The sequence below is a fragment of the Pelagimonas sp. genome (genome assembly GCF_050633425.1).
Taxonomy (GTDB): domain Bacteria; phylum Pseudomonadota; class Alphaproteobacteria; order Rhodobacterales; family Rhodobacteraceae; genus Pelagimonas.
Window position 1 is genome coordinate 215,437 of record NZ_JBOEGM010000012.1, and the last position, 26,337, is coordinate 241,773.

At 55.9% G+C, this 26,337-nt stretch carries 30 protein-coding genes and 1 riboswitch; of the genes, 21 read left to right on the forward strand and 9 right to left on the reverse strand.

From position 1 onward, the window contains the following. Positions 1-8: 8 nt before the first annotated feature. The 7 genes from ACRBB0_RS10190 (at position 9) to ACRBB0_RS10220 (ending at position 6,051) form a co-directional block, all read left to right on the forward strand. The gene (locus ACRBB0_RS10190; RefSeq protein WP_431374326.1) at positions 9-692 is read left to right on the forward strand and encodes an RraA family protein; all 684 of its coding nucleotides are present in this window, start codon (positions 9-11) and stop codon (positions 690-692) included. After that, positions 682-2,250, forward strand: a complete 1,569-nt coding sequence (locus ACRBB0_RS10195) for a gamma-glutamyltransferase (protein WP_431374327.1) — start codon at positions 682-684, stop codon at positions 2,248-2,250. The genes ACRBB0_RS10190 and ACRBB0_RS10195 overlap by 11 nt, the downstream gene beginning before the upstream one ends. Then, the gene (locus ACRBB0_RS10200) at positions 2,247-3,119 is read left to right on the forward strand and encodes an N-formylglutamate amidohydrolase (protein ID WP_431374328.1); all 873 of its coding nucleotides are present in this window, start codon (positions 2,247-2,249) and stop codon (positions 3,117-3,119) included. The genes ACRBB0_RS10195 and ACRBB0_RS10200 overlap by 4 nt, the downstream gene beginning before the upstream one ends. A 347-nt stretch (positions 3,120-3,466) precedes the next feature. After that, positions 3,467-4,087: a hypothetical protein gene (locus tag ACRBB0_RS10205; RefSeq protein ID WP_431374329.1), complete on the forward strand. Its 621-nt coding sequence runs from the start codon at positions 3,467-3,469 to the stop codon at positions 4,085-4,087. A 217-nt stretch (positions 4,088-4,304) separates the two neighbouring features. After that, positions 4,305-4,574, forward strand: coding sequence for a DUF6959 family protein (locus ACRBB0_RS10210; RefSeq protein ID WP_431374330.1), 270 nt, complete (start codon positions 4,305-4,307; stop codon positions 4,572-4,574). 298 nt (positions 4,575-4,872) lie between these two features. Further along, a complete protein-coding gene (locus tag ACRBB0_RS10215; protein ID WP_431374331.1) occupies positions 4,873-5,160 on the forward strand; it encodes a hypothetical protein in 288 nt (95 codons plus the stop codon). 258 nt (positions 5,161-5,418) lie between these two features. Next, on the forward strand, positions 5,419-6,051 hold the full coding sequence (locus ACRBB0_RS10220) for a tyrosine-type recombinase/integrase (protein WP_431374332.1): 633 nt from the start codon (positions 5,419-5,421) through the stop codon (positions 6,049-6,051). Positions 6,052-6,141: 90 nt separating this feature from the next. On the opposite strand, the gene ACRBB0_RS10225 is transcribed toward ACRBB0_RS10220, so the two are convergent. The 3 genes from ACRBB0_RS10225 to ACRBB0_RS10235 all read right to left on the reverse strand — a co-directional run bounded on the left by ACRBB0_RS10225 (position 6,142) and on the right by ACRBB0_RS10235 (position 8,641). Next, the gene (locus tag ACRBB0_RS10225) at positions 6,142-6,423 is read right to left on the reverse strand and encodes a hypothetical protein (RefSeq protein WP_431374333.1); all 282 of its coding nucleotides are present in this window, start codon (positions 6,421-6,423) and stop codon (positions 6,142-6,144) included. Between the two features lie 843 nt (positions 6,424-7,266). After that, positions 7,267-7,860: a DJ-1/PfpI family protein gene (locus ACRBB0_RS10230; RefSeq protein WP_431374334.1), complete on the reverse strand. Its 594-nt coding sequence runs from the start codon at positions 7,858-7,860 to the stop codon at positions 7,267-7,269. A 49-nt stretch (positions 7,861-7,909) separates the two neighbouring features. Beyond that, positions 7,910-8,641 carry a GntR family transcriptional regulator gene (locus tag ACRBB0_RS10235; protein ID WP_431374335.1) on the reverse strand — a complete coding sequence of 244 codons (732 nt, stop codon included), beginning with the start codon at positions 8,639-8,641 and terminating at the stop codon, positions 7,910-7,912. Positions 8,642-8,955: 314 nt separating this feature from the next. Beyond that, positions 8,956-9,075, forward strand: a riboswitch (TPP riboswitch). 119 nt (positions 9,076-9,194) lie between these two features. Here ACRBB0_RS10235 and thiC point away from each other — a divergent pair. The 7 genes from thiC to ACRBB0_RS10270 all read left to right on the forward strand — a co-directional run bounded on the left by thiC (position 9,195) and on the right by ACRBB0_RS10270 (position 15,117). Continuing rightward, positions 9,195-11,006 carry a phosphomethylpyrimidine synthase ThiC gene (gene thiC / locus ACRBB0_RS10240; RefSeq protein WP_431374336.1) on the forward strand — a complete coding sequence of 604 codons (1,812 nt, stop codon included), beginning with the start codon at positions 9,195-9,197 and terminating at the stop codon, positions 11,004-11,006. Then, positions 11,003-11,971: an FAD-dependent oxidoreductase gene (locus ACRBB0_RS10245; RefSeq protein WP_431374337.1), complete on the forward strand. Its 969-nt coding sequence runs from the start codon at positions 11,003-11,005 to the stop codon at positions 11,969-11,971. Before thiC ends, ACRBB0_RS10245 begins: the two co-directional genes overlap by 4 nt. Then, on the forward strand, positions 11,940-12,137 hold the full coding sequence (gene thiS, locus ACRBB0_RS10250) for a sulfur carrier protein ThiS (RefSeq protein ID WP_431374338.1): 198 nt from the start codon (positions 11,940-11,942) through the stop codon (positions 12,135-12,137). Before ACRBB0_RS10245 ends, thiS begins: the two co-directional genes overlap by 32 nt. 3 nt (positions 12,138-12,140) lie before the next feature. Further along, on the forward strand, positions 12,141-12,908 hold the full coding sequence (locus ACRBB0_RS10255) for a thiazole synthase (RefSeq protein ID WP_431374339.1): 768 nt from the start codon (positions 12,141-12,143) through the stop codon (positions 12,906-12,908). Next, on the forward strand, positions 12,908-13,501 hold the full coding sequence (locus ACRBB0_RS10260; protein ID WP_431374501.1) for a thiamine phosphate synthase: 594 nt from the start codon (positions 12,908-12,910) through the stop codon (positions 13,499-13,501). The genes ACRBB0_RS10255 and ACRBB0_RS10260 overlap by 1 nt, the downstream gene beginning before the upstream one ends. Beyond that, entirely contained in the window at positions 13,498-14,457 is a 960-nt protein-coding gene (locus ACRBB0_RS10265) for a ThiF family adenylyltransferase (protein ID WP_431374340.1), read from the forward strand. The genes ACRBB0_RS10260 and ACRBB0_RS10265 overlap by 4 nt, the downstream gene beginning before the upstream one ends. 72 nt (positions 14,458-14,529) lie before the next feature. Then, positions 14,530-15,117, forward strand: coding sequence for a hypothetical protein (locus ACRBB0_RS10270; RefSeq protein WP_431374341.1), 588 nt, complete (start codon positions 14,530-14,532; stop codon positions 15,115-15,117). Between the two features lie 12 nt (positions 15,118-15,129). Here ACRBB0_RS10270 and ACRBB0_RS10275 read toward each other — a convergent pair whose 3' ends face one another. Further along, a complete protein-coding gene (locus ACRBB0_RS10275; protein WP_431374342.1) occupies positions 15,130-15,543 on the reverse strand; it encodes a universal stress protein in 414 nt (137 codons plus the stop codon). A 261-nt stretch (positions 15,544-15,804) separates the two neighbouring features. Here ACRBB0_RS10275 and ACRBB0_RS10280 point away from each other — a divergent pair, with 261 nt between their 5' ends. Further along, a complete protein-coding gene (locus ACRBB0_RS10280) occupies positions 15,805-16,494 on the forward strand; it encodes a winged helix-turn-helix transcriptional regulator (RefSeq protein WP_431374343.1) in 690 nt (229 codons plus the stop codon). Here ACRBB0_RS10280 and ACRBB0_RS10285 read toward each other — a convergent pair. Then, positions 16,491-16,808, reverse strand: coding sequence for an antibiotic biosynthesis monooxygenase family protein (locus ACRBB0_RS10285; protein WP_431374344.1), 318 nt, complete (start codon positions 16,806-16,808; stop codon positions 16,491-16,493). The genes ACRBB0_RS10280 and ACRBB0_RS10285 overlap by 4 nt on opposite strands. A gap of 188 nt (positions 16,809-16,996) precedes the next feature. Between ACRBB0_RS10285 and ACRBB0_RS10290 the strand changes: the two genes are divergently transcribed. The 3 genes from ACRBB0_RS10290 to ACRBB0_RS10300 all read left to right on the forward strand — a co-directional run bounded on the left by ACRBB0_RS10290 (position 16,997) and on the right by ACRBB0_RS10300 (position 19,341). After that, positions 16,997-17,704 carry a DUF484 family protein gene (locus ACRBB0_RS10290; RefSeq protein ID WP_431374345.1) on the forward strand — a complete coding sequence of 236 codons (708 nt, stop codon included), beginning with the start codon at positions 16,997-16,999 and terminating at the stop codon, positions 17,702-17,704. Continuing rightward, a complete protein-coding gene (locus ACRBB0_RS10295) occupies positions 17,701-18,645 on the forward strand; it encodes a tyrosine recombinase XerC (protein ID WP_431374346.1) in 945 nt (314 codons plus the stop codon). Before ACRBB0_RS10290 ends, ACRBB0_RS10295 begins: the two co-directional genes overlap by 4 nt. A gap of 90 nt (positions 18,646-18,735) precedes the next feature. After that, the gene (locus tag ACRBB0_RS10300) at positions 18,736-19,341 is read left to right on the forward strand and encodes a glutathione S-transferase (RefSeq protein WP_431374347.1); all 606 of its coding nucleotides are present in this window, start codon (positions 18,736-18,738) and stop codon (positions 19,339-19,341) included. Between the two features lie 78 nt (positions 19,342-19,419). On the opposite strand, the gene ACRBB0_RS10305 is transcribed toward ACRBB0_RS10300, so the two are convergent. After that, the gene (locus tag ACRBB0_RS10305; RefSeq protein WP_431374348.1) at positions 19,420-20,136 is read right to left on the reverse strand and encodes an outer membrane protein; all 717 of its coding nucleotides are present in this window, start codon (positions 20,134-20,136) and stop codon (positions 19,420-19,422) included. A gap of 218 nt (positions 20,137-20,354) precedes the next feature. Between ACRBB0_RS10305 and petA the strand changes: the two genes are divergently transcribed. Genes petA through ACRBB0_RS10320 form a run of 3 tightly spaced genes read left to right on the forward strand, consistent with a single transcriptional unit; the run spans position 20,355 to position 23,086 of the window. Then, positions 20,355-20,936 carry a ubiquinol-cytochrome c reductase iron-sulfur subunit gene (petA, locus tag ACRBB0_RS10310; protein ID WP_431374349.1) on the forward strand — a complete coding sequence of 194 codons (582 nt, stop codon included), beginning with the start codon at positions 20,355-20,357 and terminating at the stop codon, positions 20,934-20,936. A 12-nt stretch (positions 20,937-20,948) separates the two neighbouring features. After that, a complete protein-coding gene (petB, locus tag ACRBB0_RS10315; protein ID WP_431374350.1) occupies positions 20,949-22,274 on the forward strand; it encodes a cytochrome b in 1,326 nt (441 codons plus the stop codon). A gap of 14 nt (positions 22,275-22,288) precedes the next feature. Beyond that, complete coding sequence (locus ACRBB0_RS10320) at positions 22,289-23,086, forward strand: cytochrome c1 (RefSeq protein ID WP_431374351.1); 798 nt, start codon at positions 22,289-22,291, stop codon at positions 23,084-23,086. Between the two features lie 60 nt (positions 23,087-23,146). Here ACRBB0_RS10320 and ACRBB0_RS10325 read toward each other — a convergent pair whose 3' ends face one another. Genes ACRBB0_RS10325 through ACRBB0_RS10335 form a run of 3 tightly spaced genes read right to left on the reverse strand, consistent with a single transcriptional unit; the run spans position 23,147 to position 26,323 of the window. Next, positions 23,147-23,848: a thiamine ABC transporter ATP-binding protein gene (locus tag ACRBB0_RS10325; RefSeq protein WP_431374352.1), complete on the reverse strand. Its 702-nt coding sequence runs from the start codon at positions 23,846-23,848 to the stop codon at positions 23,147-23,149. Continuing rightward, positions 23,835-25,355 (reverse strand): thiamine/thiamine pyrophosphate ABC transporter permease ThiP, encoded by a 1,521-nt coding sequence (locus ACRBB0_RS10330; protein ID WP_431374353.1) that lies wholly within the window; start codon positions 25,353-25,355, stop codon positions 23,835-23,837. Before ACRBB0_RS10330 ends, ACRBB0_RS10325 begins: the two co-directional genes overlap by 14 nt. Continuing rightward, positions 25,331-26,323, reverse strand: coding sequence for a thiamine ABC transporter substrate-binding protein (locus tag ACRBB0_RS10335; protein WP_431374354.1), 993 nt, complete (start codon positions 26,321-26,323; stop codon positions 25,331-25,333). The genes ACRBB0_RS10330 and ACRBB0_RS10335 overlap by 25 nt, the downstream gene beginning before the upstream one ends. Positions 26,324-26,337 lie beyond the last annotated feature (14 nt).

Here is a 26,337-nt window from a genome sequence, read left to right on the forward strand (position 1 = left end):
CCAGACCCTTGGTAAGTAAATATGTAGTCGCCGAGATGCCACCACCGTTGCCCACCGATCTGGTCGACGCACTGTCGGGCGTCGAATTGGCCACCATTGGCCATCTGCGACACCGCGGCTTTGTCGATCGCGGGATCGCGGCGATCAACCCGTGCCCCAAAACCCTTGTCGGCACCGCCGTCACTGTGAGCCTGCCAGCCTGCGACGGGGTCATGCTGCATTACGCATTGAACCACTTGCGCCCCGGCGATTTTCTGGTGGTCGATCGTCTTGGCGATGATCGTTACGCCTGTCTGGGCGGCGGTGTGGCATCGCGGATCGCCAAATCCGGCGCGGTTGGCGTGGCGGTCGATGGCCCCTGCACCGACCCAAAGGAGCTGGCCGAAGTGGATCTTGGAATCTGGGCGCGCGGAGTGACTGCATTGACCACACGCGTCACCGATATTGGCGGGGCCTTCAACGTGCCGGTGGCGATTGGCAACGTCCCGGCGTTGCCTGGCGATGTGGTGATGGCTGACAATACCGGCGTTATTGTCCTCCCCCGTGCCGAAGCCTCGGCCGTCGCGCGCGAGGCCATCGCGCGCGAGGCAGCAACAACTGCGTTCCTAAACCTAGCTCCGGCGGACCGGCCTCCGGCCCCTGCGATCGCAATCGTTGAACGCGCCCTGAAAGAGGTGGATCATGACGCCTGACATGTTGAACGCCGCCCGTGTCGAACGTTGGGAGCGCCGCAAGACCGCCGCGCGGTCCAGCAAAGGCATTGTCACCACTCAGCATTACGCTGCCTCGCAGGCCGGTGTGCAAGTGTTGGAAGAGGGCGGCAATGCCATCGACGCCGCCGTCACCGCCGCCTTTACCTTGCAGACCGCCGAACCTTGGATGTCAGGGCTCGGAGCTTGCGGCTATATGCTGGTGGCACTGCCGGACGGTCAGGTTGAAACCATCGAATTCACCGGTCGGTTGCCCGCCATCATCGACCCCGACACCTATGCCCCCGATCCCAGCGGCGCGTTATTCTTCAATGGCAACGCGATCTCGCGCGGTTACAACAATATACGCGGGTTCGCCTCGGCGGCGATCCCCGGATGTGTGCGGGGCTTTGCGACGGCTTTGACCCGCTTTGGCAGCATCTCTTTTGCCCGCGCGCTGACCCCGGCACTGGAACGTGCCCGTGCCGGAATGACCGTCGATTGGCACACCTCGCTGGCCATCGCCCTCGCCGAACAAGCGATCCGCCGCGATCCTGGCCTAAGCAGTGTCTTCCTGCCCAATGGGCATATTCCGCATCCCGGCCAGACCCTTGCGTTGCCCGCCCTTGCTGAAACCCTATCGCGGTTGGTCGCGAATGGACCCGATGAGTTCTATACCGGCCAAACCGCCACCGATCTGGTCGCCGACCTTGAGGCAGGCGGAAATGGCATCACGCTGGGTGATCTGGCCGCCTATCAACCTTTGAAATACCCCGCAAAATCCAGTGCCTTTGGCGATCATCAGCTGCACACTGCGGGCCACACAAGCGCCGGGGCGCGGTTGCATGAAACGATGCGCAAATTCCTAGGCTATCATGGGAACGGCCTCGTCTCACCCAGCTTCTTTACCGCAATGGCACGGGCCATTTCCGATGGGTTTGAGGACGCGGTGAAACCCGCCGTGCCCGCCGATAACGACACCACGGGCAGTACCACCCAGATCAATGCCGTCGACGCCGAAGGACGCTTTGTCGCCATCACCTTTACCCTGTTCAACCGCTTCGGGGCAGGTGCGCTGTCCCCCAAGACCGGGATCATGCTTAACAACGGCATGGCATGGTATGATCCACGCCCCGGTCGCACCACCTCGATGACACCGCAGGCCTATGCCCATTCCAACATGTGCCCTGCCATCGTCACCAAAGACGGCGCGCCAGTGCTGGCCGTTGGGGCGTCGGGGGCAAGCATGATTGTGCCTTCGGTGGCGCAATATATCGCCCTGCATCTCTGCGCCGGGCTTGATGTAGACGAGGCCGCACACCGCCCACGCCTTCACCGCGGGCCGGATGGCAGGATCGTCGCCGATGTGGACATGACTACCGATGAAATCGCCGCATTGCAGGCGATTGGCGAGGTAACACCAATGCAGACCACCGTGATGCCGCGGCCCTTTGGCTCACCCTCAATGATCGGGCGTGGCGCAGACGGCTTTGTCGGCATTCCCGACATTTCCTACCCAGCCGCCTTTGCCGCGGCCTGCGCCGATGGAGGCCCGAAATGACCCTTCCGCAAGACTTATTACAAGCGATCCCCGGCACGCTGCATGTGGTTGCTCCGCAAACGCCCATGGGTCCGCTGGTCTTTGACAGCCCCCATAGCGGCGTGACGCTGCCCAATGATTTCACCCCGGCGGTGGATGCGGCGACGGTCCGGCTGGCCACTGATACCTATGTGGACGAGCTGTTCTCGGGGGCGCCCGACATCGGCGCACCGCTGTTGGTTGCAGAGTTTCCGCGCAGCTATCTGGATGTGAATCGGGCGGTGGATGACGTGGATCTATCCATGATTGCAGGGGGTTGGCCCTATCCCGCGAGGCCCAGCCCGGCAGCAGAACGTGGCATGGGGTTGGCGTGGAAATACGCCTGGGGCGATACGTTAATGCACAACGGCCCGATATCGGTCGCCGAAATGACGCACCGCATCGACACCTATTGGCACCCCTATCACAACCGGCTCAAGGCGTTGCTTGACCATACCTATGCAACTCAGGGCCGGGTCTATCATGTCGATTGCCACTCCATGCCCGCCTATGGCCACGCGCTGTCGCCCGATCCAGCGGGGACAAGACGCGCCGATTTCGTCATCGGTGACCGTGACGGCACGAGCTGCGACCCGGCATTTGCACAATGTATCTGCGATGCCGCAACCGCCCTTGGCTACTCCGTCGCGCGTAACATCCCGTTCAAAGGCGCCGAATTGGTGCGCGCCTACAGCAACCCAGCCCAAAACCGCCACAGCGTTCAGATCGAGCTGAACCGAGCGCTATATATGGACGAAGTCACGCGGGAAAAGACCTCTGACTTCGCAACGCTGCAACGTGACCTAAGCAAAGTCATGCAATCCCTGAAGGATTTCGTTCTCAACACCTGAATGCCCCACAGACCGCCACGCTTTCGCGCCCAAGATCACCCGCTTGGTACAGGTTGCTACCATTAAACCAAAGGGAATGAACACCACGCCGACATCCAGCAAGCTTGATTGGGTAAAGTCAGGTTATTAGCGGACAGAGTTTTACCGAGACGTCCATCACAACATTCTAAAAGGACTACCACGGCTAAAACAATCGTCGTCATAGCCATTTTTTCGGGACGCTTTTTAATTTACCGGAGCGTATTAAATACACACCGGACGAAGTCCGCCCTCGGCTTACGTTATTTGTTTCAGAAGGGGATCAGCGATACCACCAATAGAAACTAAAATCCGACGGAGGCTCGATTGTGCGAAAGAAACGCGTCGCCTTGGGCGGCATTGCCATCTTTGCAGCCGCGGCCAGTCTGCCTGCATATAATTATTATGCTCTGTACCGATCGAAGACCGAAGCTTTCACCGAAATAAACTTCGGAAAGCAAGAGGTCTACATTATTGGGCAGCATGCCACATACATGGCGAAAAAGCTTCAAGAATATTCTAATTTTCACGGATTGGATTTGGTTGTTTTTGGCCCAGATGACGAGAATGAAGCAAACACGGTGCTCGTTTCGCTTTACTCCTTTGACGCTATGGATGAATTACCTGAACACTGGCAACGTTGTGGTGATACCTGCAACGAGGACACACCTGGAGAGTTATACGCCGCCTCTGTATCTAAAGTTGGGCTTTTGGCGAGAACGTGGAAGATCACCTACATCCAAATGAAGCCGTTCGCAGTCGGCGGCACGATTAAGGGCGAAGGTTTCACTTGTGTGATGCAGTTGATGGCATTGGAGGCAAAAACGTTGTTTCCTAATGTAAGTGAGGACGATTTTGACACCTGTCGAGATTTACTTTCCGATTCAGGCGGAACAACTTACCGTTACAACACGTCATTCAACCTGCTCGAAGCCGGAACTAGTTTCTGATCTTACGCTAAGTTAACTTTCGCCTGATGGCTGACCTCGACGGCAATTTTCGGCACCACGCACTTTTGCATTCAAAGCAGCAAATTGACGACTAACTTGCTGAAAACTAATTAATTTTAAGTTACAATGCCGGCTGAGCGGACTTGTCGCCCTTTACTCTATTGTCTCTACGTAGGATGCGTCTTAGTATTCAATTTGAGCGAGGGAAACAAATATTATGCGAGAAGAGCTGGTCGAAATCTACTCCGACACAACCAATGCAGCAGTTCTTAGACATCCTGAGCGAAAGTTCCCCGGAGTTCTCTTGCAGGGAGACACTCTGCATGGACTTTGCCAAAATTTTGATATTGCATTGAAAAAAATAGATCGCAGCAGTGCGGCGTATGAAGAACTGAATGAAATCAGGAACTCACTTTGGACATTGAAGAACAACTACAAGGCCGCCTTAGTAGAGCATGAATTACCCATGCCATTTTCCGAAGTTTGACTCTTTTAATCATCATGCAATGCGTCCGTCTAACTGGCTATAATTGGACACTTTGGGCTCAGACCAGTATCCGAAAAATTTGGCGAGTCAAAACGACGACTTTTTGTATCGAAGGGCGGCAGGGTAGACCAGAACTGTCGTTTATTACTGCAGTGCCAACGTCAGAATTTGAAAGCTTAGAAAATGCGTTCCTACCCCACCCTTAAATATGGCTTTGCAATTGGTTCCTGAACTGAAATGGTGTTATAGTTCCAACTGTTGAGCGCATGCAGGTCATTTTATTAAAGCTGAGGACATCATGACGCAATATCTTTCCGCAGCCATCGCAATTTTGGTTTTGTTCTGCACCAGCCCAGCAGTTGCTGATGACATCAAGCTGGATTGGAATTCGATTGAGTTGGGATTCTTTGAAAAGACTAACAATGAAGGAGCAACATTACATGGGATAGTGGTGTACGTTCCGGGTAGTCGCATTGCTTCTGAGGACGACTTCCTCACGATTGTTCCTGACTTTTGCAGTTCTCGTCTCAAAGACTTATTAGAGTTTTCGATGCAAATAGAGGATGCGCCCGAAGTTTCTTTCTGAAACTACAAATCGATTTCTATGGCCCGAAGGTTGGCGAAAACGAGACTTACGTTTCTCGATCCGCAACAATCGACTTAGTAGTTGGGCAGTGCTCTCTGTAAACGAGAAATTCTAAAAGCCGACTTTCGTGCTACCTGCAGCATCCGTAACTTTGGGCTCACTGCCGACATCAATTTAGGCGCAGCAACCTGTGATATCATGGCATGGTCAACATCGGGTTGTCGATGTGGGAGGGAGTGGTGGAGTGGAGGATCTCTCATGCAAACATCAAACTTACCCGCCATTCGCGCTCTGCGGCCTGCCTGGAACAAGGGGCGGATTGTTGGCCAGAAACGACCTCTAAAACCAAAACATGTTTGGGCGATAAGGGTTCGACTTGAACTCGCCGAGAACCATCGTGATCTGGCGCTATTCAATCTGGCCATCGACAGCAAGCTGCGCGGCTGTGATCTGGTCAAAATGAAAGTCGTCGATGTGATGGCATCCGGGCGGATCAAAGAACGTGCGTCAGTGCTGCAAAGCAAGACCCAGAAACCCGTACGTTTCGAGATTTCCGAAGGCACCAGAACCTCGCTCGAACGATGGATGCAAGAACCTCTTATGATCGGCTCGGAGTATCTTTGGCCTGGCCGTTTCCACGAACGCCTGCACATCTCGACGCGTCAGTATGCGCGGATTGTTCGCGACTGGGTCGTCTCTATCGGTTTGGAAGCCAGTGCATACGGCACACATTCGATGCGCCGCACGAAGGTGACGCAGATCTACAAGAAAACGGGCAACCTGCGCGCAGTCCAACTTTTGTTGGGGCACACCAAAATGGACAGCACCGTCAGATATCTTGGTGTTGAGCTTGAGGATGCTCTTGCCATCGCGGAAGCCATTGAAATCTAAAGCCGCGGGCCGTCTTCGCTGACGGCCCATCGTTGATGAAAACCAGAATTGATGACATTCCATGTCGGCCCCTAGGCCCCTCGTAAAGTCCTAGAAATCATCAAATTCCGGGACGTTTCCGAGCCTGACAAGAAAGTTAGGTGGTCCAACTTCGCCACTGTTTGGGTCTTCACTAATCATATAAGCATCAGCACCTGCGCACGCCTCGGACAAGGCTTCGCGTTCGGCTCTGTTTTGGGCTTCTGCTGCGTTTGAATATTGAAATTGCTTTCCAATCTTCAGGCCTGCTTGCCCGTTACGTCCGGACTTATGTTCCACATATGTCTGGCAGATATAGTGAACTTTTGTTGCGGCGTCGTCTGCTTGCGTCATTGGGAAGTCCTTTGAACGTGTTGTTGCACCATGGACGCTTGAATTATGTAAGCGACAAGAGTGCAATCGTTATTTGGCCGCTTTGGATAAACTTGCCCCATATCCTGACGTGATGGCTCTGTCAGAGTAGTGGACGCTTGTTGTTCGAGGCGCGCATCAAAGCCTTGCTGCGTCGATGCGCTGGCAAGCAATGCCAAGAATTACGCGCGCTGTCCTCGGCGCAGTTGACCCCGATGCTTAGCAACTCGACACTTGCTTTTGCGCCATCTCGCCAAGGCTGTGGGGCATGATCCCGTCACACCGATCACAGCCAGCTCTGTATTGTCGCGCGCGCGACAGACCCGGACGACATCATCTTCTTGGCTAAACATAGGTGTTCAGGTCAGGGGCACCCGCGCGTCATATCGGTTTAGCGCCAGTGTATCACGTCGCTCAAACACGGCTCATCGGCAGCATTGCCAAAGCCGCTACGTCAGCTGCCAAGTCCTTTGCAGATGCTTGATCGAGACCATGCTGCACCCTTATCTGGCCGCAAACCATGGTCAGTCCTGCCACCCCTCATCCATAGCAATTGGGTCCAGTGCGACAACATCGGAAATCTTCCAAAATATCAGAACCTTGCAAGGTGGGGGAGCCGTAGAATGTTCAAGACAAGAGAGCGTGGTCCGCTCTGGCAGGCGATGCGCCTTTGTCACAAACAGACCGAGAAGCAACCACATCCTGTATTGGTTATGGGGACAAGCCGTTATTTTACAACATCGGTCGGAATAGTTCGCGGTTTTGTGGTAAGACGGTCAGAGGAGCGGGATTTTCTTCGGCCGTTGGCACAAACACCTGCTGTGTTTATTTGGCAAACGGATCGTCATGACGATCCTTGTTCCAGATATATTCGCCCCATCCCGCAACTTTCTCGGCCGTCTCATCTCCGTGCATCAGAGCAATGGCTCCAAGCGCCATGTCCATGCCCGCAGACACGCCTGAGGATGTTATAAAGGGACCATCTTCGACCCATCGGGCTGAGTGGACCCAATCAACCTTTGGACCTTGTTGCGCAACCCAGTCAAACGCCAGTTTGTTGGTTGTGGCCTGACGCCCGTTCAACACCCCCGACCGCGCCAGCAACGCACTACCGGTACAAACCGACAGCGTGAATTCCGCTTGATCAGACGCCCTGCGTATCCAGTCCAGAAGCTTGGTATTGTGGACTTCGGCACGCGTACCTCGGCCGCCTGGAACAAACAGAATGTCGAAATCCGGTGTGGCGTTGAGATCATGCGTCGCATGGGCCGCCAGGGTTTGACCGCTCACAACCGCCCCCGTGGTTTCGGCAATCAGTTCCAGCTCAAATTGCTCGGGCAGCAATCCAAACATCTCCATTGGCCCAAACAAATCCAGAAGTTCAAACCCCGGAAAGATCAACGCCCCAATTTTGCGCATGTGAAAACCTCATCACCACCGACCATGAACGGGACCGAGCCCCTCGACCTCACTCTAGTTCAAACTCAAAATCTTGGGTGTATTCTGCTTTGAGAAAGCGACGAAAGCCATCGTGGAACTGTTTGCTGTGCTCATGTGCGAGCCGATCCGCGAGATTGACGTCTTGCGCGGAAATGGCTTCGATCAGGTCAAAGTGAGCTTGGGTGAGCAGATTATTTTTGTCCGATTGCCGAACGTAATCAATGTGCAAATGCAAAATCCGGCGGCCATCATCAAGAAGCCGTTCATAGGCTTTTGCCAAATACGGGTTCCGACCGGCAGCCGCAATTGCGGTGTGAAAATCCCGGTTGGTGGCGGAAATCAGGAAATGATCCTCGGCATCACAGGCGTCCTCAAACGCCAATGCAAGGCGCGTCATCGTGGATAAATCTTCATCGGTGCGATTCTTGGCGGCCAATCGCGTGTTGATCCGTTGCAAGAAATCCAAGGCCTCAACATAGCGCGGGAATTCCTCAAGCTTGACCGGCGCGACGAGGGTTGAGCGATTTGACAACATGTCGACCAAACCATCCGCAGACAAGCGCACCAGCGCCTCGCGAATCGGCGAGCGCGACATGACGAACCGCTCGGCCAGGCTGGTTTCATCCAGCGGCACACCAGGAGCCAGCTGCAACGTTAGAATTTCCTGCCGCAGGGTTTCATAAACATGTTTGGCCCCTGCCCCACGTGTAACCCGTGTGGAAGACTCTCTTTTGGGTTTGTCAGGAGCGGTCGTTCGCATCTTATTCTCGCATGTTTCAGTCACAGCCCAGTCGCCAGTTCATTTTTTGAGACTAGAGCCACGTCGACAACTTGTCGACCATCAGTTTGGCACTGCGGCAATGGAACCGACAAAACCCGAGGGTTTGATCGCGCTTCACCCATAGATTCATCCAACCCTCACCTTCACACACCCGGCAGATGAGCAAAAGCAATTTTGCCTGTCTTTCTCTCTTAGGTACAAGAAAACCCGAAAATGCATGAAAATTGATACTCAAGGCATCATTACCTCTAGAAGATTTCCTGTTGACCGATCTCAATGGCATCGGTTACTCAGCCCTTACGCAGGGGAGTTCCGCCAAAGGAACTGAGAGGCGGATCAGGGGAAACCCGGTGCCGCGACCCTTTGAACCTGACCCAGTTGATACTGGCGTAGGAAGCTAAGCGCGCACCAACGCGGGGGTCGCTCCTCTGAATTTGGGCGTTTGCTGACCAAGGGGGCCTGTACACCTCCTGTTTCCCAAGCCCTCATTCATCTGGTGTCTTTTTGAGTGGATCGCTTGAGGAGCACCGAAATGAACGTCCCTAATCCCAAGATCACCACAGGCGGATTGCCTGCGTCGCGCAAGATTTATGTGAGCGGCGAGATGCACCCTGATATCCGCGTGCCGATGCGCGAAATCGCAACGCACCCAACGGCGGGTGAAGCGCCGCTGCCGGTTTATGACAGCTCGGGCCCCTATACAGACCCTGAGGTTTTGACCGACATCAAACAGGGTCTGCCCCAATTGCGCCGCGCCTGGGTCGAGGCCCGTGGTGACGTCGAAGAATACGAAGGGCGCGAGATCACCTCGGCCGATAACGGGTTTGTAGAAGGTGACCGCCTGACACCCGAGTTTCCGGTAAAACCGCGCCCTTTGCGTGGCAAGGATGGGGCCGCGCCAACGCAGCTGGCCTATGCCCGTGCCGGGATCATCACACCGGAAATGGAATATATCGCAATCCGCGAAAACCAACTGCGCGAAACATCCCCCTGCCACCGCGATGGCAATGATTTTGGCGCAAATATCCCCGATTATGTGACGCCGGAATTTGTGCGTTCCGAGATCGAAGCGGGCCGGGCGATCATCCCAGCCAACATCAACCACACCGAGCTTGAGCCGATGATCATTGGCCGCAACTTCTTGGTCAAGATCAACGCCAATATGGGCACTTCGGCAGTATCGTCGAGCATGGAAGAAGAGGTCGACAAACTGGTCTGGTCGATCCGTTGGGGTGCCGATACGGTGATGGACCTGTCCACCGGCCGCAACATCCACAACACCCGTGAATGGATCATCCGCAACAGCCCTGTCCCCATCGGAACCGTGCCGATCTATCAGGCCTTGGAAAAGGTCAACGGCATTGCCGAAGATCTGACATGGGACGTGTTCCGCGATACGCTGATTGAGCAGGCAGAACAAGGCGTTGACTATTTTACCATCCACGCTGGCGTGCGCCTGCACATGGTGCCAATGACGGCAGCGCGCGTCACCGGAATCGTGTCGCGGGGCGGCTCGATCATGGCGAAATGGTGCCTGCATCATCACCGTGAAAGCTTCCTCTATGAGCATTTCGATGAAATCTGCGACATCTGCCGCAAATACGATGTGTCGTTCAGCTTGGGCGATGGTTTGCGCCCCGGTTCTATCGCAGATGCCAATGACGAAGCACAGTTTGCCGAGCTGGAAACACTGGGTGAGCTGACCAAGATTGCATGGGCCAAAGATTGTCAGGTGATGATCGAAGGCCCCGGCCACGTCGCCATGCACAAGATCAAGGAAAACATGGATAAGCAGCTGGAATGCTGCCACGAAGCGCCGTTTTACACGCTTGGGCCACTGACCACCGATATTGCGCCGGGCTATGACCACATCACAAGCGGCATTGGCGCGGCGATGATTGGTTGGTTTGGCTGTGCGATGCTGTGCTATGTCACGCCCAAGGAGCACCTTGGCTTGCCTGATCGGGATGACGTGAAAACCGGGGTGATCACCTATAAGATCGCGGCCCATGCCGCCGATTTGGCCAAGGGCCTGCCCGGTGCGCAGCGTCGGGATGATGCCCTAAGCCGGGCGCGGTTTGAATTCCGTTGGGAAGACCAGTTCAACCTGTCGCTTGACCCCGACACCGCGCGGGAATTCCACGACCAGACACTGCCCAAAGAGGCGCATAAGGTTGCGCATTTCTGCTCAATGTGTGGGCCAAAATTCTGTTCGATGAAGATCAGCCACGACATCCGGGCCGAAGCGCAAAAAGAGGGCATGGAGGCGATGGCCGCCAAGTTCCGTGAGGGCGGAAAGCTCTATGTGCCTGTTACCGAAGGTGAATTGGAACCGGGCGAATGATCACTATCGCCGGGGCCGGTGTTTCCGGCCTCGCCTGCGCTTATGAATTGGCAAAACGGGGGGCGGATGTGACGGTTTTTGAATCCGGCGCAGCCCCCGCCGACAACGCCTGTTCGTGGTTCGCAGGCGGCATGTTGGCCCCGTGGTGTGAAGGAGAAAGTGCCGAAGATGAGGTCGTACGCCTTGGCGCTGGTGCGCTAGAGTGGTGGCGTCACATCACCCCCGTGACCGAACGCGGCACGCTTGTCGTTGCGCCAAGCCGCGATCGGGCCGAGCTTGCGCGTTTTGCACGGCGCACCACACACCATGTTTTCTTGGCCCGTGATGAGATCGCGACCAAAGAACCCGCGCTTGAAGGGCGGTTCACCCAAGCGCTTTTCTTTGAGGATGAGGCGCATCTGAACCCACGCCAAGCGCTGATTGATCTGACCAAGGCCGTGCAGGATCTCGGGGTGTCCATTCGCTACAACAGCCCAGCCCCAGCGACGGTTGATGTGGATTGTCGCGGCATGGCCGCTGATCTGCCCGGTTTGCGACCGGTGCGCGGTGAAATGGTAATCGTTGACGCACCAGACGTAGAGCTAACTCGCACCGTCCGGTTTTTGCATCCGCGGATCCCGGTTTACATCGTGCCTCGGGGCGATGGGGTTTACATGATCGGGGCCACGATGATCGAAAGCTCATCCGCGCGTCCAATTACAGTGCGATCCTTGCTTGAACTGCTTGGCGCGGCCTTTGCCTTGCATCCCGGTTTTGGCGAAGCCTCGGTGATCGAGACCGGTGTCGGCCTGCGCCCCGCCTACGACGATAACATTCCACGGGTAACGCAAACTGGCCCCACAACTCATGTGAACGGGTTTTACCGCCACGGCTTCTTGCTTGCCCCAGCGATGGCAAAACGTCTTGCGACTCAATTTTTTCAGGAACCTGCTGATGTTGATCAAAGTGAATGCGAACCCTGTTGAGGTTCAAACCGACAGCCTGGCCGATGCCTTGGTTGAACTTGGCTACACCTCGCCCGCGATCGCAACGGCACTAAACGGGAGTTTCGTGTCCAAGGCCGCGCGGGCCAAAACCACACTCAAATCCGGCGATGCGCTTGAAGTGCTTGCGCCGATGCAAGGGGGCTAGGCCATGCAGTTTTACGGAACCGACATCACATCGCGGCTCTTGCTTGGCACGGCCCAGTACCCGTCGCCGAAAATCCTGAGCGCGGCCATTCGTGCAAGTGCGACCCAGATCGTGACCGTGTCGCTGCGCCGGGAAGGCGCGGACGGATCGGGCGAAGGGTTTTGGCAAAGTTTACGCGAACTTGACTGTCATATCCTGCCCAACACCGCCGGTTGTCATACTGCGCAAGAAGCGGTGACCACGGCACAGATGGCGCGCGAAGTGTTTGGGACCAATTGGATCAAACTTGAGGTCATCGGCCATTCCGACACCCTCCAACCGGATGTCTTTGGATTGGTCGAGGCGGCGCGGGTTTTGGCGCAAGACGGGTTTCAGGTCTTTCCCTATACAACCGATGATCTGGTGGTTGGCGAAAAGCTGGTCGATGCCGGATGTGAGGTGCTGATGCCCTGGGGCGCGCCGATTGGGTCGGGGCAAGGTTTGCGCAACCCGGATGCCTTGCGGGCGATGCGCGCGCATTTCCCCGATATTCCCTTGATCGTTGATGCCGGGATCGGGCGGCCGTCGGATGCGGCGCAGGCGATGGAACTCGGCATGGATGCAGTGCTGTTGAACACCGCAGTTGCCAAGGCTGGTGACCCGGTCGGCATGGCCGCCGCGATGCGCCAAGCGATTGATGCCGGACTTGCAGGGTTCATCGCAGACCCAATCGAGCCGCGCGATATGGCGGTGCCTTCGACCCCAATTCTGGGTATGGCGGAGTTGATATGATGGAACGGTTTTATCTGATTGTTGGGCATGTCTCGCAGCTTGAACTGTTGGTGCCCCAGGGTGCGAAACTGGTTCAATTGCGGATCAAGGAGGAGCCTGAGACAGAAATCCGACGGCAAATCACCCGTGCCCGCGATTTTTGCGCCGTTCACAAAGCGCAACTGGTGGTCAATGATTATTGGCAAGCGGCCTTGGACCTTCGATGTGATTTTGTGCATTTGGGTCAAGAGGATATGGACGATGCCGACTTTGCCGCCCTACGTCGCGCGGGGGTGAAATTTGGCCTATCGACCCATGATGAGAGCGAGCTTGATCGAGCGCTGTCGCATGACCCGGCCTATGTGGCGCTCGGGCCGGTCTATCCAACCCGGCTCAAGAAAATGAAATGGGGGCCACAGGGATTGGCGCGGGTCAGCGGATGGAAAAAAATCGCCGGAACGACACCATTGGTGGCGATTGGTGGTTTGACTCCAGAGCGTGCTGTAGCGGTGTTGGAGGCCGGGGCGGACAGCGCGGCAGTTGTGACCGATATTTTGCTGGACGATGATCCAGAGGCACGCACCCGCGCATGGGTCAAGGCCTGCGCATCATGAGCCGTTATGCCCGGCAGGAACTGGTGATTGGCACGCAAGCGCAGCGCGCTTTGGCGCAGGCCCATGTTCTGGTCGTTGGTGCAGGCGGGTTGGGATCGCCGGTGCTCCAGTATCTCTGCGGGGCTGGGGTCGGTGACATAACCATCGTGGATCATGACCACGTTGAAGAGAGCAATTTGCACCGGCAACCCCTTTATCGGCTTGAGGATATTGGACGGCCCAAAGCCATCGCGGCGTGTGAACATCTCCGGGCGGCCAATCCCTATCCGCGACTGCATCCGCAGGTCTATCGACTGTCGCCCACAACGGCAAAGATGGCGATTTCACAGGCCGACGTGGTGATTGATGCGGCGGATAGCTTTGCGGTGTCTTACATTTTGTCTGACCTGTGCTTGGCGGCGGGCCTTCCGCTGATCAGCGCTTCGGTTCTGGGGCAGACCGGATATGTCGGCGGGTATTGCGGCAGCGCCCCCTCGATCCGCGCGGTGTTTCCCGACCTGCCAAGCACGGCCGGGAGTTGCGCGCAAAACGGTGTGTTGGGTCCGGTTGTGGGAATGGTCGGCACAACACAGGCACAAATGGCGCTGGCCTATTTGAGCGGGCAAGATCCAACCCCGCTTGGCCGATTGCTCACCCTTGACGCCAAGAATTTCGGCTTTGGCGGGTTTGACTTTTCCGGTGCAGAAGAACCAGAGGCTGCCATTGGGTTTGTTGATGCCAGCGCATTGTCTCATGGCGATCAATTGATTGAATTGCGGTCCGAGCAAGAAAGCCCAACACCATTCGCCCCACAGGCGCGCCGGGTCTTGCCCCAAGACATTCAGACCACCCAGCTTGACCCGAACTCCCGCGTTGTTTTGGCCTGCCAAACGGGTCTGCGCGCATGGCATGCGGGGCAAGCGCTTCAGACAATGGGATTTGGCGATATCGCGCTATTTGCGCAATCCGCGTCGTAAACAGGAAACCATTTACGTCATTGGCTTTGGGCTGCTAGGCTTATGGCAAATCATTTTTGAACAGGTTTTCCCATGCTCTTTGCCCGCTGCCTTTGCCTTGCCCTTGTTCCCCTGCCCGTATTGGCGGACCCGTGCCATGACGAATTGGCCTATATTTTGGCCAAGCCGCTTTATGCAAACGTGCCCTATGAAGCCTCCGCCAGTGGTAAGATCGGCAATATGGCGTCGATCACACATCAGCTGTTTATGTCCGATACCCATTCGCTGATCACCACGATTGAACCAAAAGGCATGCCCGACACGTTATTTTATAATGGAGGCACCTATCATCCAGACGGTAATGGCGGTTGGAAGCTGCTTTATAGCACCGACCTTGACGCATATGTTAAAGGGCTTAAAACGACCCGCAAAGCCCAGTCGGAAAACATCCTAGAGGCCTATTGCGAACGCGTTGAGATAGATGGAAAAGCCTATGAAATAGTCAGCGGAACCATTGATATTGTTCCACCATGGCAAAGCCAGCTTGAGGTTGAATATATGATCGCCACCGACACCGGGCTGCCCAAGACTTTCATCTATGCCTATGAAATGAACGGGCAGCCGGCACTGTCACGTTTTGACTACACCGCCCGCCCGGATTTGGAGCTTCCGACACCTTAGGACGTCTCTCGACTATCTAAGAACATGCACCGCACAAGCCGCATGCCGCACAACTTGGCTTGCGGTTGAGCCAAGCAACAAGTCTTGCATACCCGGCCGATGCGACGCGATCACAATCAGGTCGCTGTCATTGTCCTTGGCCCAGTCAAGAATGGTGCGACCCGAATGACCTTCTACGACCAACCCAACGCCCCCGTCGACTTTGGCCGCCATACCTGCGACTTCGTCTTCGATGGCTTTGCGCACCTGATTGGAATAATCGGCAGGCAGATAGCTGATAGCGTATCCGGGAATTTGCTCCATCACGTGCAAAAACGTGATACGGGAACCGCTTTCGGCCAAGGCCTGAGCGATTTCAGTTGCGCCTTTGATTTTGGCGTCGTTGCCATCTTCGAATGCAACAGGAACCAGAATTCGTTTATACATCTGTTTGTCCTCCTGCGCCGATTTTGCCCGACACCCAGCACCCGCGCTTTGACACAGGTCAGTCCTGCACCGACAAATCAAATCCGCAATGGTGCCACATTTTTTCCATATTCCATGCCTACTCATAGGGTCAGCTGCAGAACGCAGTCACCTTGATCCATCTCGCAGTCAGAAGGCGCTGATCTGGATCCCGAACGCCATGTGTGTGGTTCCTTATGGACCACAACGGCCAAAGGGACCTCTGGAAACGGGAGGATTTACATGCGCTATTTGATTGCTGAAACAAGCTGGGACATGATGAGCCTGGCACAAGAAATTCTGGCCACTGGCACGCTATTGACGCGGACCGATCGGCCCGAGGACTTGACGCATTACCTGTCTGTCAATCTTTCGGATTTGTTGCTGATCGAAGCAGATCAACTCAACCTGAATGGGGTGACGTTGCGCGGGCTGCGCCGTGACGCCGGGCAGGTTCCAATCGTTTTGCTCGCCCCAGATGCGACATCAGAGCAACGCGCCGATTGGCTGTCCGAAGGGGCTGATGCGATCATCGACCCCTCTTGCGCACCGGCGGAAATCAACAGCTATTTGATGGCGATTGCACGTCGTGCCTTGGGCTGCCCGACACCGGTTTTGGAATTTGGCCCGCTGACCCTTGGGCTTAACAGTCGCAAGGCCCATATCAACGGATGCCCAGTCAAGCTTAGCCCTAAAATCTATGAAATGCTGGAATATATTGCCCTGCGCCCCGGCCAATTGGTCTCACGAGAAGCGTTGATGACCCATCTCTATGGGCTTGGCGATGAACCAGAAGGCCGGGTTTTTGACGTCTACGCCTGCAACATTCGCGCCTGCCTCAAGGCCACGCAAGGCGCTGTTGAGCTTGAGACCGTGCGCGGCATTGGGTTTCGATTGACGATGGCACATGACCCGGCCTCGGTGGCGGCCTAGAAGGTCGCGGCCACGTCGTATAGAACCGGTTCAAACGTGCGGCACAAGTCAGAGATGTGGCGATTGCGTTCGCGCATCTCGCTGCTGCGCAACATCGCCTGAAAATCTTCGCGGCGGTGCCATTGCGAATAATTGGCAATCCGGGTTTGCGCGTCGTTGACGTGCAGCCCTGCTGCGATGAACCCCGGCTGCTTTGAGATGAAATTGGCATAGGCATCGGTCAGTGCATCCAATAGATCCTGACAGGTGCCTGGGCTGGTTTCAAAGGTCGTAATGACGGTTTGGGCATCTGTGCCCGCTGAAATTTTTGGCATGGCTCTCTCCCTATATCTCTATAGTGACACGGATTTGGCGTCTGTCCAGCACTCAGAGCACGCAGATCGACCCGCTAAAACCTTGACAGCACCGGCGTTGCGGGGCCAAACAAGACGTAACCCGCGCCAAGATCGCCCCAAGGCGGCATATGCGCGACCCGAGCAATTGAGACACAGGCCGTACAACCATGAGCAGCACGCAGCGAATCGAGGATGCCCTCCGCGAAAACATCATCTCGCGTCCCGATATGATTTTGGACGACAAGGACTTGATGCATGCGCTGATTGCCGCAAATGAGCGGGCGATGGGTGGTAATATTATCGATCTGCGCGGCATCGCTATGGAGCGGCTGGAAACGCGGCTGGATCGGCTGGAAGACACGCATCGCTCAGTTATTGCGGCGGCCTACGAAAACCTAGCAGGCACCAACCAGATACACCGCGCAGTCTTGCGCCTGCTGGACCCGGTTGAATTTGAACCGTTCCTCCAGGATCTCGGTACGGAAGTCGCTCAGATTTTGCGGGTTGATATGATCAAACTGGTGCTGGAAACCGGTGCCGCAGACGGCGAAAACGTGGTGAAACGTGTTGGTGACGTTTTGTCGGTGTCAGAACCCGGTTTTGTCGAAGCATTTGTGGCAGCAGGTCGCGAAGCGCCGCTGAAACAAGTCACTCTCAGACAATTGGATCAGGGTGATGCCCGCATTTACGGTGAAAAAGCGGAGTGGATTCGCTCAGAAGCCTGTTTACGTCTGGACTTTGGCCCCGGCCGTCTGCCCGGTCTTTTGGTGATGGGTTCTGAAGATCCCCATATGTTCACCCCGCAACAAGGCACCGATTTGCTGGCATTCTTTGCTGGCGTTTTTGAGCGCACAATGCGCCGCTGGTTGTCGTGAGCCCGCAGGCCTCTCTGCTGATATCACCGGCAGCGCGGGATGCGCTGAAAACTTGGCTGGACAATGCCCGCGCTCTAAAAGGCGCGGCGGATAATACCATCACCGCCTATCAGACCGATGTGATGGATTTTATCGCCTTTTTGACGGCCCACCACGCAGAGCCGCAGGGCCTTGCCCCGCTGTCGCAGGTCACAACGTCAGACATGCGCAGTTGGATGGCGCACCTGCGCAGTGACGGCACTGCGTCGCGATCGGTTGCGCGCAAACTGTCGGCGGTGAAGAGCTTTTACCGCTGGCTGGCGGAACGCGAAGGGTTTGAACCCACTGCCGTCTTGCTGGCCCGTGCCCCAAAGTTTCAAAAGAAACTGCCCCGCCCCTTGGCCCAAGATGCCGCGCGCGCCATGATCGACACCGTTGCGGTGCAATCGCGCGAAGACTGGATCGGGGTGCGCGATGCCGCGGTGGTCACTCTGCTGTATGGCTGCGGCTTGCGCATTTCCGAAGCGCTTGGTCTCGTGGGGCGCGATGTGCCACTGGGCGAAGCGATGCGGATTATCGGTAAGGGCGGCAAGGAGCGTGTGGTTCCGGTTTTGCCCGTCGCGCGCGATGCGGTGGCCCGGTATATGGCCCAGTGCCCGTTTGATATTGGTCCCAGTGATGCGATTTTCCGCGGAGCACGCGGCGGGCCATTGAACCCGCGCTTGATCAGCAAAGTCACAGAACAGGCGCGTTTGCAGCTAGGTCTGCCCGCCACGGCGACACCGCATGCGATGCGCCACAGCTTTGCGACGCATCTGTTGTCTGCGGGCGGCGATTTGCGCGCGATCCAGGAATTGCTGGGCCATGCCTCCTTGTCGACCACCCAAGCTTATACGGCGGTGGATCAGGTCCATCTGATGAAGGTTTACGAAGCAACCCACCCAAAGGCAAAATCAGGTTGAGTTTTTAAGCTGAGCAATTGCTTTGCGGGCGCAAAGCCTTAGGTTGCGGTTTAGATCCCCTTCGGACGGGCCAGCACAGGACCTATTGATATGAAGCTTTTCCATTCTCCCGCCTCACCTTTTGTTCGCAAAGTCAGTGTTTTACTGCGCGAAACCGATCAATTGGACGCGGTCGAGCAAATCAACGTCCATACAACGCCAATGGCCACAGATGGCGAATTGAAGACCGCCAATCCCCTTGGAAAAATTCCGGCTTTGCTACGCCCAGATGCGCCGACCTTGTATGACAGCCGGGTGATTTGCCGTTTCTTAGACGCGCGTGTTGACGCCGGGCTCTACCCACAAGAGCGTTTGTGGGACACTCTGACGCTTGAAGCCACTGGCGATGGTATCATGGAGTGCGCCGTGTCCATGGTTTATGAAATGCGGTTCCGGGATGAAGCCATCGTTTCGCAAGAATGGCTTGCCAGCCAATGGGACAAGATCGAACGCGCGCTTGATGCCTTGAACACCCGCTGGATGAGCCACCTTTATGGCCCACTCGATATGGGGCATGTTTCAGTTGGCTGCGCGCTTGGCTATCTGGATTTCCGTCTTGGCGACCGTGATTGGCGCAAGGGTCGCGACGCACTGGCGGCCTGGGAAAAAGGGTTTTCGGAGCGCCCTGCGATGCAAGAGACCGCGCCACACGGCTAATCGCGTTCTTCCACAAAACGTCTTCCATAACAAAGGGGCGGAAAAACCCGCCCCTTTTAACGACGACACGCCGCAAAGTTAGAAACTGTAGGACACACCAATATTCAGCGCGTTTGTTTTGATGTCGGTTTTGAAACTTCCGCCGCCATCTAATTCAATGTCATTGCTGGAATAGGTGAACTGGTACTCGCCAAAGATCGAATAGCGGTCGTTCAACGCATAGCTGGCACCAGCCGTCAGACGCATCGCCGGGCCTGTCACCTGATAGCCAAAGGTCGTTGAGCCGGATTCGTCATGTTTTGCATCCACATGCGGGATCGCAACACCCAAGCCACCGCTGACATACGGGGTTATCGCGCCCCATTGATCAATCCAGCGCCGCGACATGTTGACCGTTACAATGTTCAAACCGTCTGTCAGCTCAAGGCGGGAAAAACCAAGCTTTTCCCGATCTTCAGGGACAGCGTAGACTTTGTTGTGCGAAAACTCGATGCCGTAGCCGATTTTGTCGTTCTTCCACCACGTGGCGCGCATACCGTAATAAGGAGGCATCTGATTAGATTTGCCTTCCCAACCCAGAAGCTCGTTGAAGCTTTCGCCGGGTGCTGGTGCCCCATCCGCGGAACTGAGCGCAGCATATTCACGTGCCGCAGTTGCGCCGCCTTCAGGAATCTCGCCTGTGGCGCGGCTATGAGGGGCCGTTTGCCATCCCGTGTAAAAGGACACTTCCACTTCTGCCAGCGCTGGGTTGACGGTCGCTCCAAGCAATGCCGCCGAAAGAATCAAATACCGCATCTTCGCTTCTCCAATGTCTGGGTCTCGACTTATGCCTGCCCCACCTGTCATGCAACCGCGACACATCCGCGCTTATTGCAAACTCGGGTCTTTGTGTTCTTTACGCCTCAAAGACCTGTCGCTAAACAACGCTCCGGAAACGCCGCCTCTTTCAAGCGGCTCTTTTTGTGTTGCGGTCGATTCTCTCGGCCCCGAGCAATAGCAATGGAGCAAACCTCGTGTCACACGCAGACGATCACGAAGGCACCCGCAGGGACTTTCTCTACTACGCCACAGCCGGCGCAGGAGCAGTCACCGCAGGTGCCGCCGCATGGCCCCTGGTCAACCAAATGAACCCTTCCGCAGATGTTTTGGCCTTGGCAAGCATTCGCGTCGATGTGTCCAGCATCGAGGTCGGCACACAGCTGACCGTTAAGTGGTTGGGAAAGCCGGTCTTTATCCGCCGCCGTACCGAAGCAGAAATCGCTGAGGCCGCTGAGGTTGATCTCGCGACACTCATCGACAATGACGCCCGTAACGCCAATGGCGTAGACGGTGCGGATGGCGAAGACAGCAACCGCTCGCTTGCCCCATTTGATGGCGGTGAAGACACAGGCGAATGGCTGGTGATGATGGGGGTTTGTACCCACCTTGGTTGTGTTCCGCTGGGCGATGGCGCTGGCGAATACAATGGCTGGTTCTGCCCCTGCCACGGCTCGCACTACGACACCTCTGGCCGGATTCGCAAAGGTCCTGCGCCTGAGAACCTGCCGGTCCCACCGGCGGCGTTTGTCGACGAATCAACAATTCTGCTGGGATAAGGAAACGCGCATATGTCCGGAATTCCGCACGACACATACGAGCCCAAAACGGGCATCGAAAAGTGGATACACAAGCGTTTGCCCGTCGTTGGGCTCGTTTATGACACCATTATGATCCCCACCCCCAAGAACCTGAACTGGTGGTGGATTTGGGGTATCGTTTTGGCCTACTGTCTGGTGCACATGATTGTCACCGGCATCATCCTTGCGATGCACTACACGCCGCATGTTGATCTGGCCTTCGCCTCGGTCGAACATATCACCCGTAACGTGAACGGCGGCTTTATGCTGCGTTATCTGCACGCTAACGGCGCGGCTTTGTTCTTCTTTGCTGTTTACATCCACATCTTCCGTGGCCTGTATTACGGTTCATACAAAGCTCCACGTGAAATCACATGGATCATCGGCATGCTGATCTTCCTGATGATGATGGGCGCAGGCTTTATGGGCTACGTTCTGCCTTGGGGACAGATGTCCTTCTGGGGTGCAACCGTTATCACTGGCCTGTTCGGCGCGATCCCATTTGTGGGCGAAGCGATCCAAACTTGGCTGCTGGGCGGGCCTGCTGTGGACAACGCCACACTGAACCGCTTCTTCTCGCTGCACTATCTCCTGCCGTTTGTGATTGCCGCGCTGGTTGTCGTCCACATCTGGGCCTTCCACACCACAGGCAACAACAACCCAACCGGTGTTGATGTCCGAACAGACAGCAAAGAGTCGGTCAAGAAAGACACGCTTCCGTTCTGGCCATACTTTGTCATCAAAGACCTGTTCGCGCTGGTTGTTGTTCTGGCGATCTTCTTCGCGGTTGTTGGCTTTATGCCAAACTATCTGGGTCACCCAGACAACTACATCGAAGCCAACCCGCTGGTGACACCTGCACACATCGTTCCAGAATGGTTCTTCCTGCCCTTCTATGCGATCTTGCGTGCCTTCACCTCTGAGGTTTGGGTTGTTCAGTTCGCATCCTTCATCACCGGTGGCATCATCGACGCCAAATTCTTTGGTGTTATCGCGATGTTCGCCGCGATTGCTGTGATGGCGCTGGCCCCTTGGCTCGACACGTCGTCGGTCCGTTCGGCCCGCTTCCGTCCGATGCTGAAATGGTGGTTCTGGCTTCTGGTTGTCGACTTTGTCGTGCTGATGTGGCTGGGTGCAATGCCCGCAGAAGAACCCTATGCGACCTTCTCATTGATCGCTTCGGCTTACTGGTTTGCCTATTTCTTGGTGATCCTGCCGCTGATGGGCGTGATCGAAAAGCCGCTGACCCCACCTGCGACCATCGAAGAAGATTTCAACAACATGTACGGCAAATCCGCCGATACCCCGGCTGAGTAAGAGGATCGTTAGAGATGTTTAAGAAACTCACCCTCTCGGCCCTCACGGCTCTGGTCATTGGCTCCGGTGGAGCCATGGCCGCAGGCGACGCGGGTCACATCGAGGATTTCGATTTCTCGTTTGAAGGCGCTTTTGGCACCTACGACCAGCACCAGCTGCAACGCGGGTTACAGATCTACACTGAGGTCTGCGCGTCGTGCCACGGTTTGAAATACGTGCCGTTCCGGACTTTGGGCGACCCCGGTGGTCCATCTTTCACCGAAGACGAAGTGCGCGCCTATGCGGAGCAGAACTTTGAAATCTTTGATGAAGGTCTGGATGATTTCCGGCCCGCCAAACCGGCGGATCACTTCCCGGCCAACACCGGCGCTGGTGCACCTGACTTGACCTTGATGGCCAAGGCGCGTGCCGGCTTCCACGGCCCTTACGGCCTTGGTATCAACCAGTTCTTCAAAGGTATTGGTGGCCCTGAGTATATCGCTTCGCTTCTGACCGGTTACACCGGCGAAGAAAAAGAAGAAGCGGGCACCACGCTCTATGAAAACACCGCCTTTCCAGGTGGCTGGATTTCAATGGCACCGCCACTTTATGGTGAAGACGTGGAATATGCCGATGGTCATTCCACCAGCCTGCACCACGAAGCGCAGGATATTGCCGCTTTCTTGATGTGGGCAGCTGAGCCTAAGATGATGGCCCGCAAACAGGCTGGCTTCACCGCCGTTCTGTTCCTTTCGGTCCTCGCGGTTCTGCTGTATCTGACCAACAAGCGTCTTTGGAAGCCGGTCAAATACGGTCGCAAAGACGAAGCGTAAACGCGTCTCAAATCACATAGAAAAGCCCCGCCAATCTGGCGGGGCTTTTTCTTTTAGGAGTCAATTTTCGCCAACATATTCTCGGTAAGCATCAGGCGGATTTGCGAAAAACGCCGCTGTCGCCACTGGCAAATGCACCACGCCATCCGCCACCAGAACAACGTCATCAGCAAAACTACGGGCGTCGCCGGGATCATGGGTCACCATGACGACCAAAGCCCCCAAACTGCTGGCGACATCGCGGACCAGTGCCAGCATTTCGGCCTTAAGCGCGGGACCAAGGGCGGAAAACGGCTCATCCAGTAAAATGACTGGCCGAGCCTGTAACATCACCCGCGCCAAAGCCGCCCGGCCTTGTTGCCCGCCCGAAAGAGTGCCGGGTTTACGATCGCTCATTCCCGCCAAGCCAACCCGTTTCAACGCACCCTCAATGCGCAATCGGTCTTGTGGCGATGCACGTCGACCTCCAGGCTTGAGTGCCAAAAGCAGATTGCGAAACACCGTCAAATGCGGAAACAAATTGCCATCTTGAAACAGGATCGACACAGGCCTTTTGTCCGGCGGCAAGGGCGTCAGATCAGCCCCGGCCCAGCCGACCGTGCCAGATTGCACGCCACGAAACCCCGAGATCACATCAAGCAAAGTCGACTTGCCTGCTCCCGAAGGGCCTAGCACTGCAACCCGCCGCCCCGGAGCCAGAGACAAGGTGCCGGTCAAACGAGTGCCATCCATAAGCACATCTAGGTTTTCAAGTGTCAGCACCCACGCGCCCCCCGCGATCAAACAGCCAGAACAATCCAAAACTCAGTATCAACAATAAAAGCGCCGCCCCTGCAGCCGCCTCCATCTGATAGGCTCCCATCAAACGATAGACTTGCAACGGTAAAGTCGCACGATCTGGATCAGCAAAGAGCGCAATGACCCCAAGGTCGCCCATCGCGAGCGCAGCAGTCAATCCGGCCGCAAAACCAAGCGGTCGCTTGAGGCGGGGCATCCAAACCAAGCGGAACCACGCCCAAGGCGTCATCCGTAACGTTGCCCGCAAGCGCCCAAAATCCTGATGGACGGCCTCGGCCTCTGGACGCAGGATACGCAGAGCAAAGGGCAAAGCCATCATCGCATTGACCAGCGTAGTAACAGGCAAGGCCATGCTGAACGGATTCACAAAGGGCCTCAGGATCAAAAACAAGCCTGTGCCAATCACCAAGGGAGACATTGCAATGGCCGCGACAGACAGCAGTTCGCCCTTGCGATTGGCAAGCGGCAAGGCCCATGCCATGCTCAGCGCTGTTGAGGTCAGCGCCACCAAGATTGAATGCTTGGCCGCAATCAACGTCCCCTGCCCGGCACCATCCAACAGGCCGGGCAAGCCTTTGAGCACAACCAGCGCCAGTGGGATCAATAAAAACGCGGCAGCGGCGAAAATCCAAGCGCTGTCCCAAAGTCTGGAAAAAACTGATTGGCCATCCCAGCGCGGAACGGAACGACCGCGGCCAACCCCAAAGCTCTGCGCCGGGGCCAAACGAAGCGCAATGACACCAGCAATTACAGCCAAACCCAGCTGCATAAGCGCAAGCATCGCAGCCCGTCCGAGATCAAAATCAAACCGCATAGATTGATAGATTGCCAGCTCGACCGTCGTCGCCCGTGGCCCGCCACCAAGCGTGAGGGCAACGGCAAAACTGGTCAGACAGATCACAAAAATGATGGCAAACGCCCCTGGCGCTATTCGTTTGATCAAGGGCCATTCTAAGGTCACGAATTGCCCCCAAGGGCTTAGACCCAAGGACGCCGAGAGCCGAAACCGTTCACTTGGGATCGACAGCCAAGCCTGCAAAAGCATCCGCGTCGCCAGCGGAAGGTTGAAAAACACATGCGCCAAAACCACGCCATGTAGCCCATAAATGTCCAACCTCGGGCCACCTAAAAAGGCCAAGGCAGTATTGAGCAAACCGTTTTGGCCAAAAACTGCGATCAAGCCCATGACCGCGACAATCACCGGCAAAATGAAGGGTGCTCCGAGCAAAGACACCAAAAGACCACGGCCCACAAACTGACGCCGCGCCAAGGCGCGTGCCACAGGAACGGCCAAAATGGTGGAAAAAACTCCCGACAAGGCGGCCTGCCAGACCGTGAATTGCAACGCTTCAAAGTCACCAGGCCGAAAGGATCCAAGCCCCTCGGCTCGGACGAGCACAGCCGCAATTGGCCCCAGCGTCAAAAGCGCCAGAGCCAATCCCGCAATTATTGAGAAAGCGCGCTGCGCCATGCCTCAATCGCTTGGTCACGCAAAGCTGCTGCTTCATCTTCGTTGTAGAACAAAACCTTTTCGGGCAGGTCTAATTCTTTGAATCCTTCAGGCCATTCCTCATGGGGAAGAGCCGCAGGAAACGACCAGTTTCCGGTCGCAATCATCCCCTGAAAATCGCGGCTCAGGACAAATTCCATGAATTGATCCGCCAGCTCCGGCTGGTCGGTGGTCGCGATTTTGGCAGCCAATTCAACCATGAAATAGTGACCTTCTGGGAAGATCGCCGCTTTTTTCGTAACATCCTCTTCCGCGATGATGTGGTAGGCTGGCGAGCTTGTGTAGGACAAAACCATATCAGCTTCGCCATCGGTAAACATACCGTAACTTTCTGACCATCCACGCGTCACAGTGACAATTTTCGGGGCGAGTTTTGACCAAGCCTCAGCCGCCTTGTCGCCATATACAGCGTTGACCCAAAGCACGAGCGCAAGACCAGAAACGGAGCTTCGCGGATCCTGAATCACCAACCGCAGATCATCTGGCGCGTTCAGCAGATCGTCAAAACTGGTCGGAGCCGCGTCGATTTTTGTGGTGTTATAGATAAATGCTGTGTGGCCGTAGTTAAACGGCAAAAACGTGTCATCTGTCCACTCAATCGGCAATGTCAAACCACCGAGTTCAACCGAATGCGGAGCGAAGAGGCCGGATTCACGGGCTTTTTTGGTGACGTCCGTGTTCAGTCCGATAACAATATCGGCCTCGGTTTTGTCGCCTTCGAGAAGCACGCGAGGGAGCAAATCACCGGGTTTAAACTGTAAATCACAGTCGCATTTGGCTTCGAACAACTCTTCGATTCTTGGGCCTGGGCCCCATTCGGAAACAAAGTAGTCGGGGGCATAAACTGTCAGCGCAGGGGTTTCCGCCAGCGCCATGCTGGCTGACAAACATCCTGCGGCAAAAGTGAAGGCCTTCATGGGCGTTTTCATGGGCTTCCTCCAAA

Coding starts and splice junctions, on each gene's coding strand:
- ACRBB0_RS10290 (WP_431374345.1), top strand. CDS start 16,997: ATGAGCAGCACGCAGCGAATCGAGGATGCCCTCCGCGAAAACATCATC.
- ACRBB0_RS10335 (WP_431374354.1), bottom strand. CDS start 26,323: ATGAAAACGCCCATGAAGGCCTTCACTTTTGCCGCAGGATGTTTGTCA.
- ACRBB0_RS10300 (WP_431374347.1), top strand. CDS start 18,736: ATGAAGCTTTTCCATTCTCCCGCCTCACCTTTTGTTCGCAAAGTCAGT.
- ACRBB0_RS10230 (WP_431374334.1), bottom strand. CDS start 7,860: ATGCGCAAAATTGGGGCGTTGATCTTTCCGGGGTTTGAACTTCTGGAT.
- ACRBB0_RS10265 (WP_431374340.1), top strand. CDS start 13,498: ATGAGCCGTTATGCCCGGCAGGAACTGGTGATTGGCACGCAAGCGCAG.
- thiC (WP_431374336.1), top strand. CDS start 9,195: ATGAACGTCCCTAATCCCAAGATCACCACAGGCGGATTGCCTGCGTCG.
- ACRBB0_RS10210 (WP_431374330.1), top strand. CDS start 4,305: ATGCGAGAAGAGCTGGTCGAAATCTACTCCGACACAACCAATGCAGCA.
- ACRBB0_RS10195 (WP_431374327.1), top strand. CDS start 682: ATGACGCCTGACATGTTGAACGCCGCCCGTGTCGAACGTTGGGAGCGC.
- ACRBB0_RS10275 (WP_431374342.1), bottom strand. CDS start 15,543: ATGTATAAACGAATTCTGGTTCCTGTTGCATTCGAAGATGGCAACGAC.
- petB (WP_431374350.1), top strand. CDS start 20,949: ATGTCCGGAATTCCGCACGACACATACGAGCCCAAAACGGGCATCGAA.
- ACRBB0_RS10235 (WP_431374335.1), bottom strand. CDS start 8,641: ATGCGAACGACCGCTCCTGACAAACCCAAAAGAGAGTCTTCCACACGG.
- ACRBB0_RS10305 (WP_431374348.1), bottom strand. CDS start 20,136: ATGCGGTATTTGATTCTTTCGGCGGCATTGCTTGGAGCGACCGTCAAC.
- ACRBB0_RS10215 (WP_431374331.1), top strand. CDS start 4,873: ATGACGCAATATCTTTCCGCAGCCATCGCAATTTTGGTTTTGTTCTGC.
- ACRBB0_RS10270 (WP_431374341.1), top strand. CDS start 14,530: ATGCTCTTTGCCCGCTGCCTTTGCCTTGCCCTTGTTCCCCTGCCCGTA.
- ACRBB0_RS10320 (WP_431374351.1), top strand. CDS start 22,289: ATGTTTAAGAAACTCACCCTCTCGGCCCTCACGGCTCTGGTCATTGGC.
- ACRBB0_RS10255 (WP_431374339.1), top strand. CDS start 12,141: ATGCAGTTTTACGGAACCGACATCACATCGCGGCTCTTGCTTGGCACG.
- thiS (WP_431374338.1), top strand. CDS start 11,940: ATGTTGATCAAAGTGAATGCGAACCCTGTTGAGGTTCAAACCGACAGC.
- ACRBB0_RS10245 (WP_431374337.1), top strand. CDS start 11,003: ATGATCACTATCGCCGGGGCCGGTGTTTCCGGCCTCGCCTGCGCTTAT.
- ACRBB0_RS10200 (WP_431374328.1), top strand. CDS start 2,247: ATGACCCTTCCGCAAGACTTATTACAAGCGATCCCCGGCACGCTGCAT.
- ACRBB0_RS10225 (WP_431374333.1), bottom strand. CDS start 6,423: ATGACGCAAGCAGACGACGCCGCAACAAAAGTTCACTATATCTGCCAG.
- ACRBB0_RS10330 (WP_431374353.1), bottom strand. CDS start 25,355: ATGGCGCAGCGCGCTTTCTCAATAATTGCGGGATTGGCTCTGGCGCTT.
- ACRBB0_RS10285 (WP_431374344.1), bottom strand. CDS start 16,808: ATGCCAAAAATTTCAGCGGGCACAGATGCCCAAACCGTCATTACGACC.
- ACRBB0_RS10260 (WP_431374501.1), top strand. CDS start 12,908: ATGGAACGGTTTTATCTGATTGTTGGGCATGTCTCGCAGCTTGAACTG.
- ACRBB0_RS10280 (WP_431374343.1), top strand. CDS start 15,805: ATGCGCTATTTGATTGCTGAAACAAGCTGGGACATGATGAGCCTGGCA.
- ACRBB0_RS10220 (WP_431374332.1), top strand. CDS start 5,419: ATGCAAACATCAAACTTACCCGCCATTCGCGCTCTGCGGCCTGCCTGG.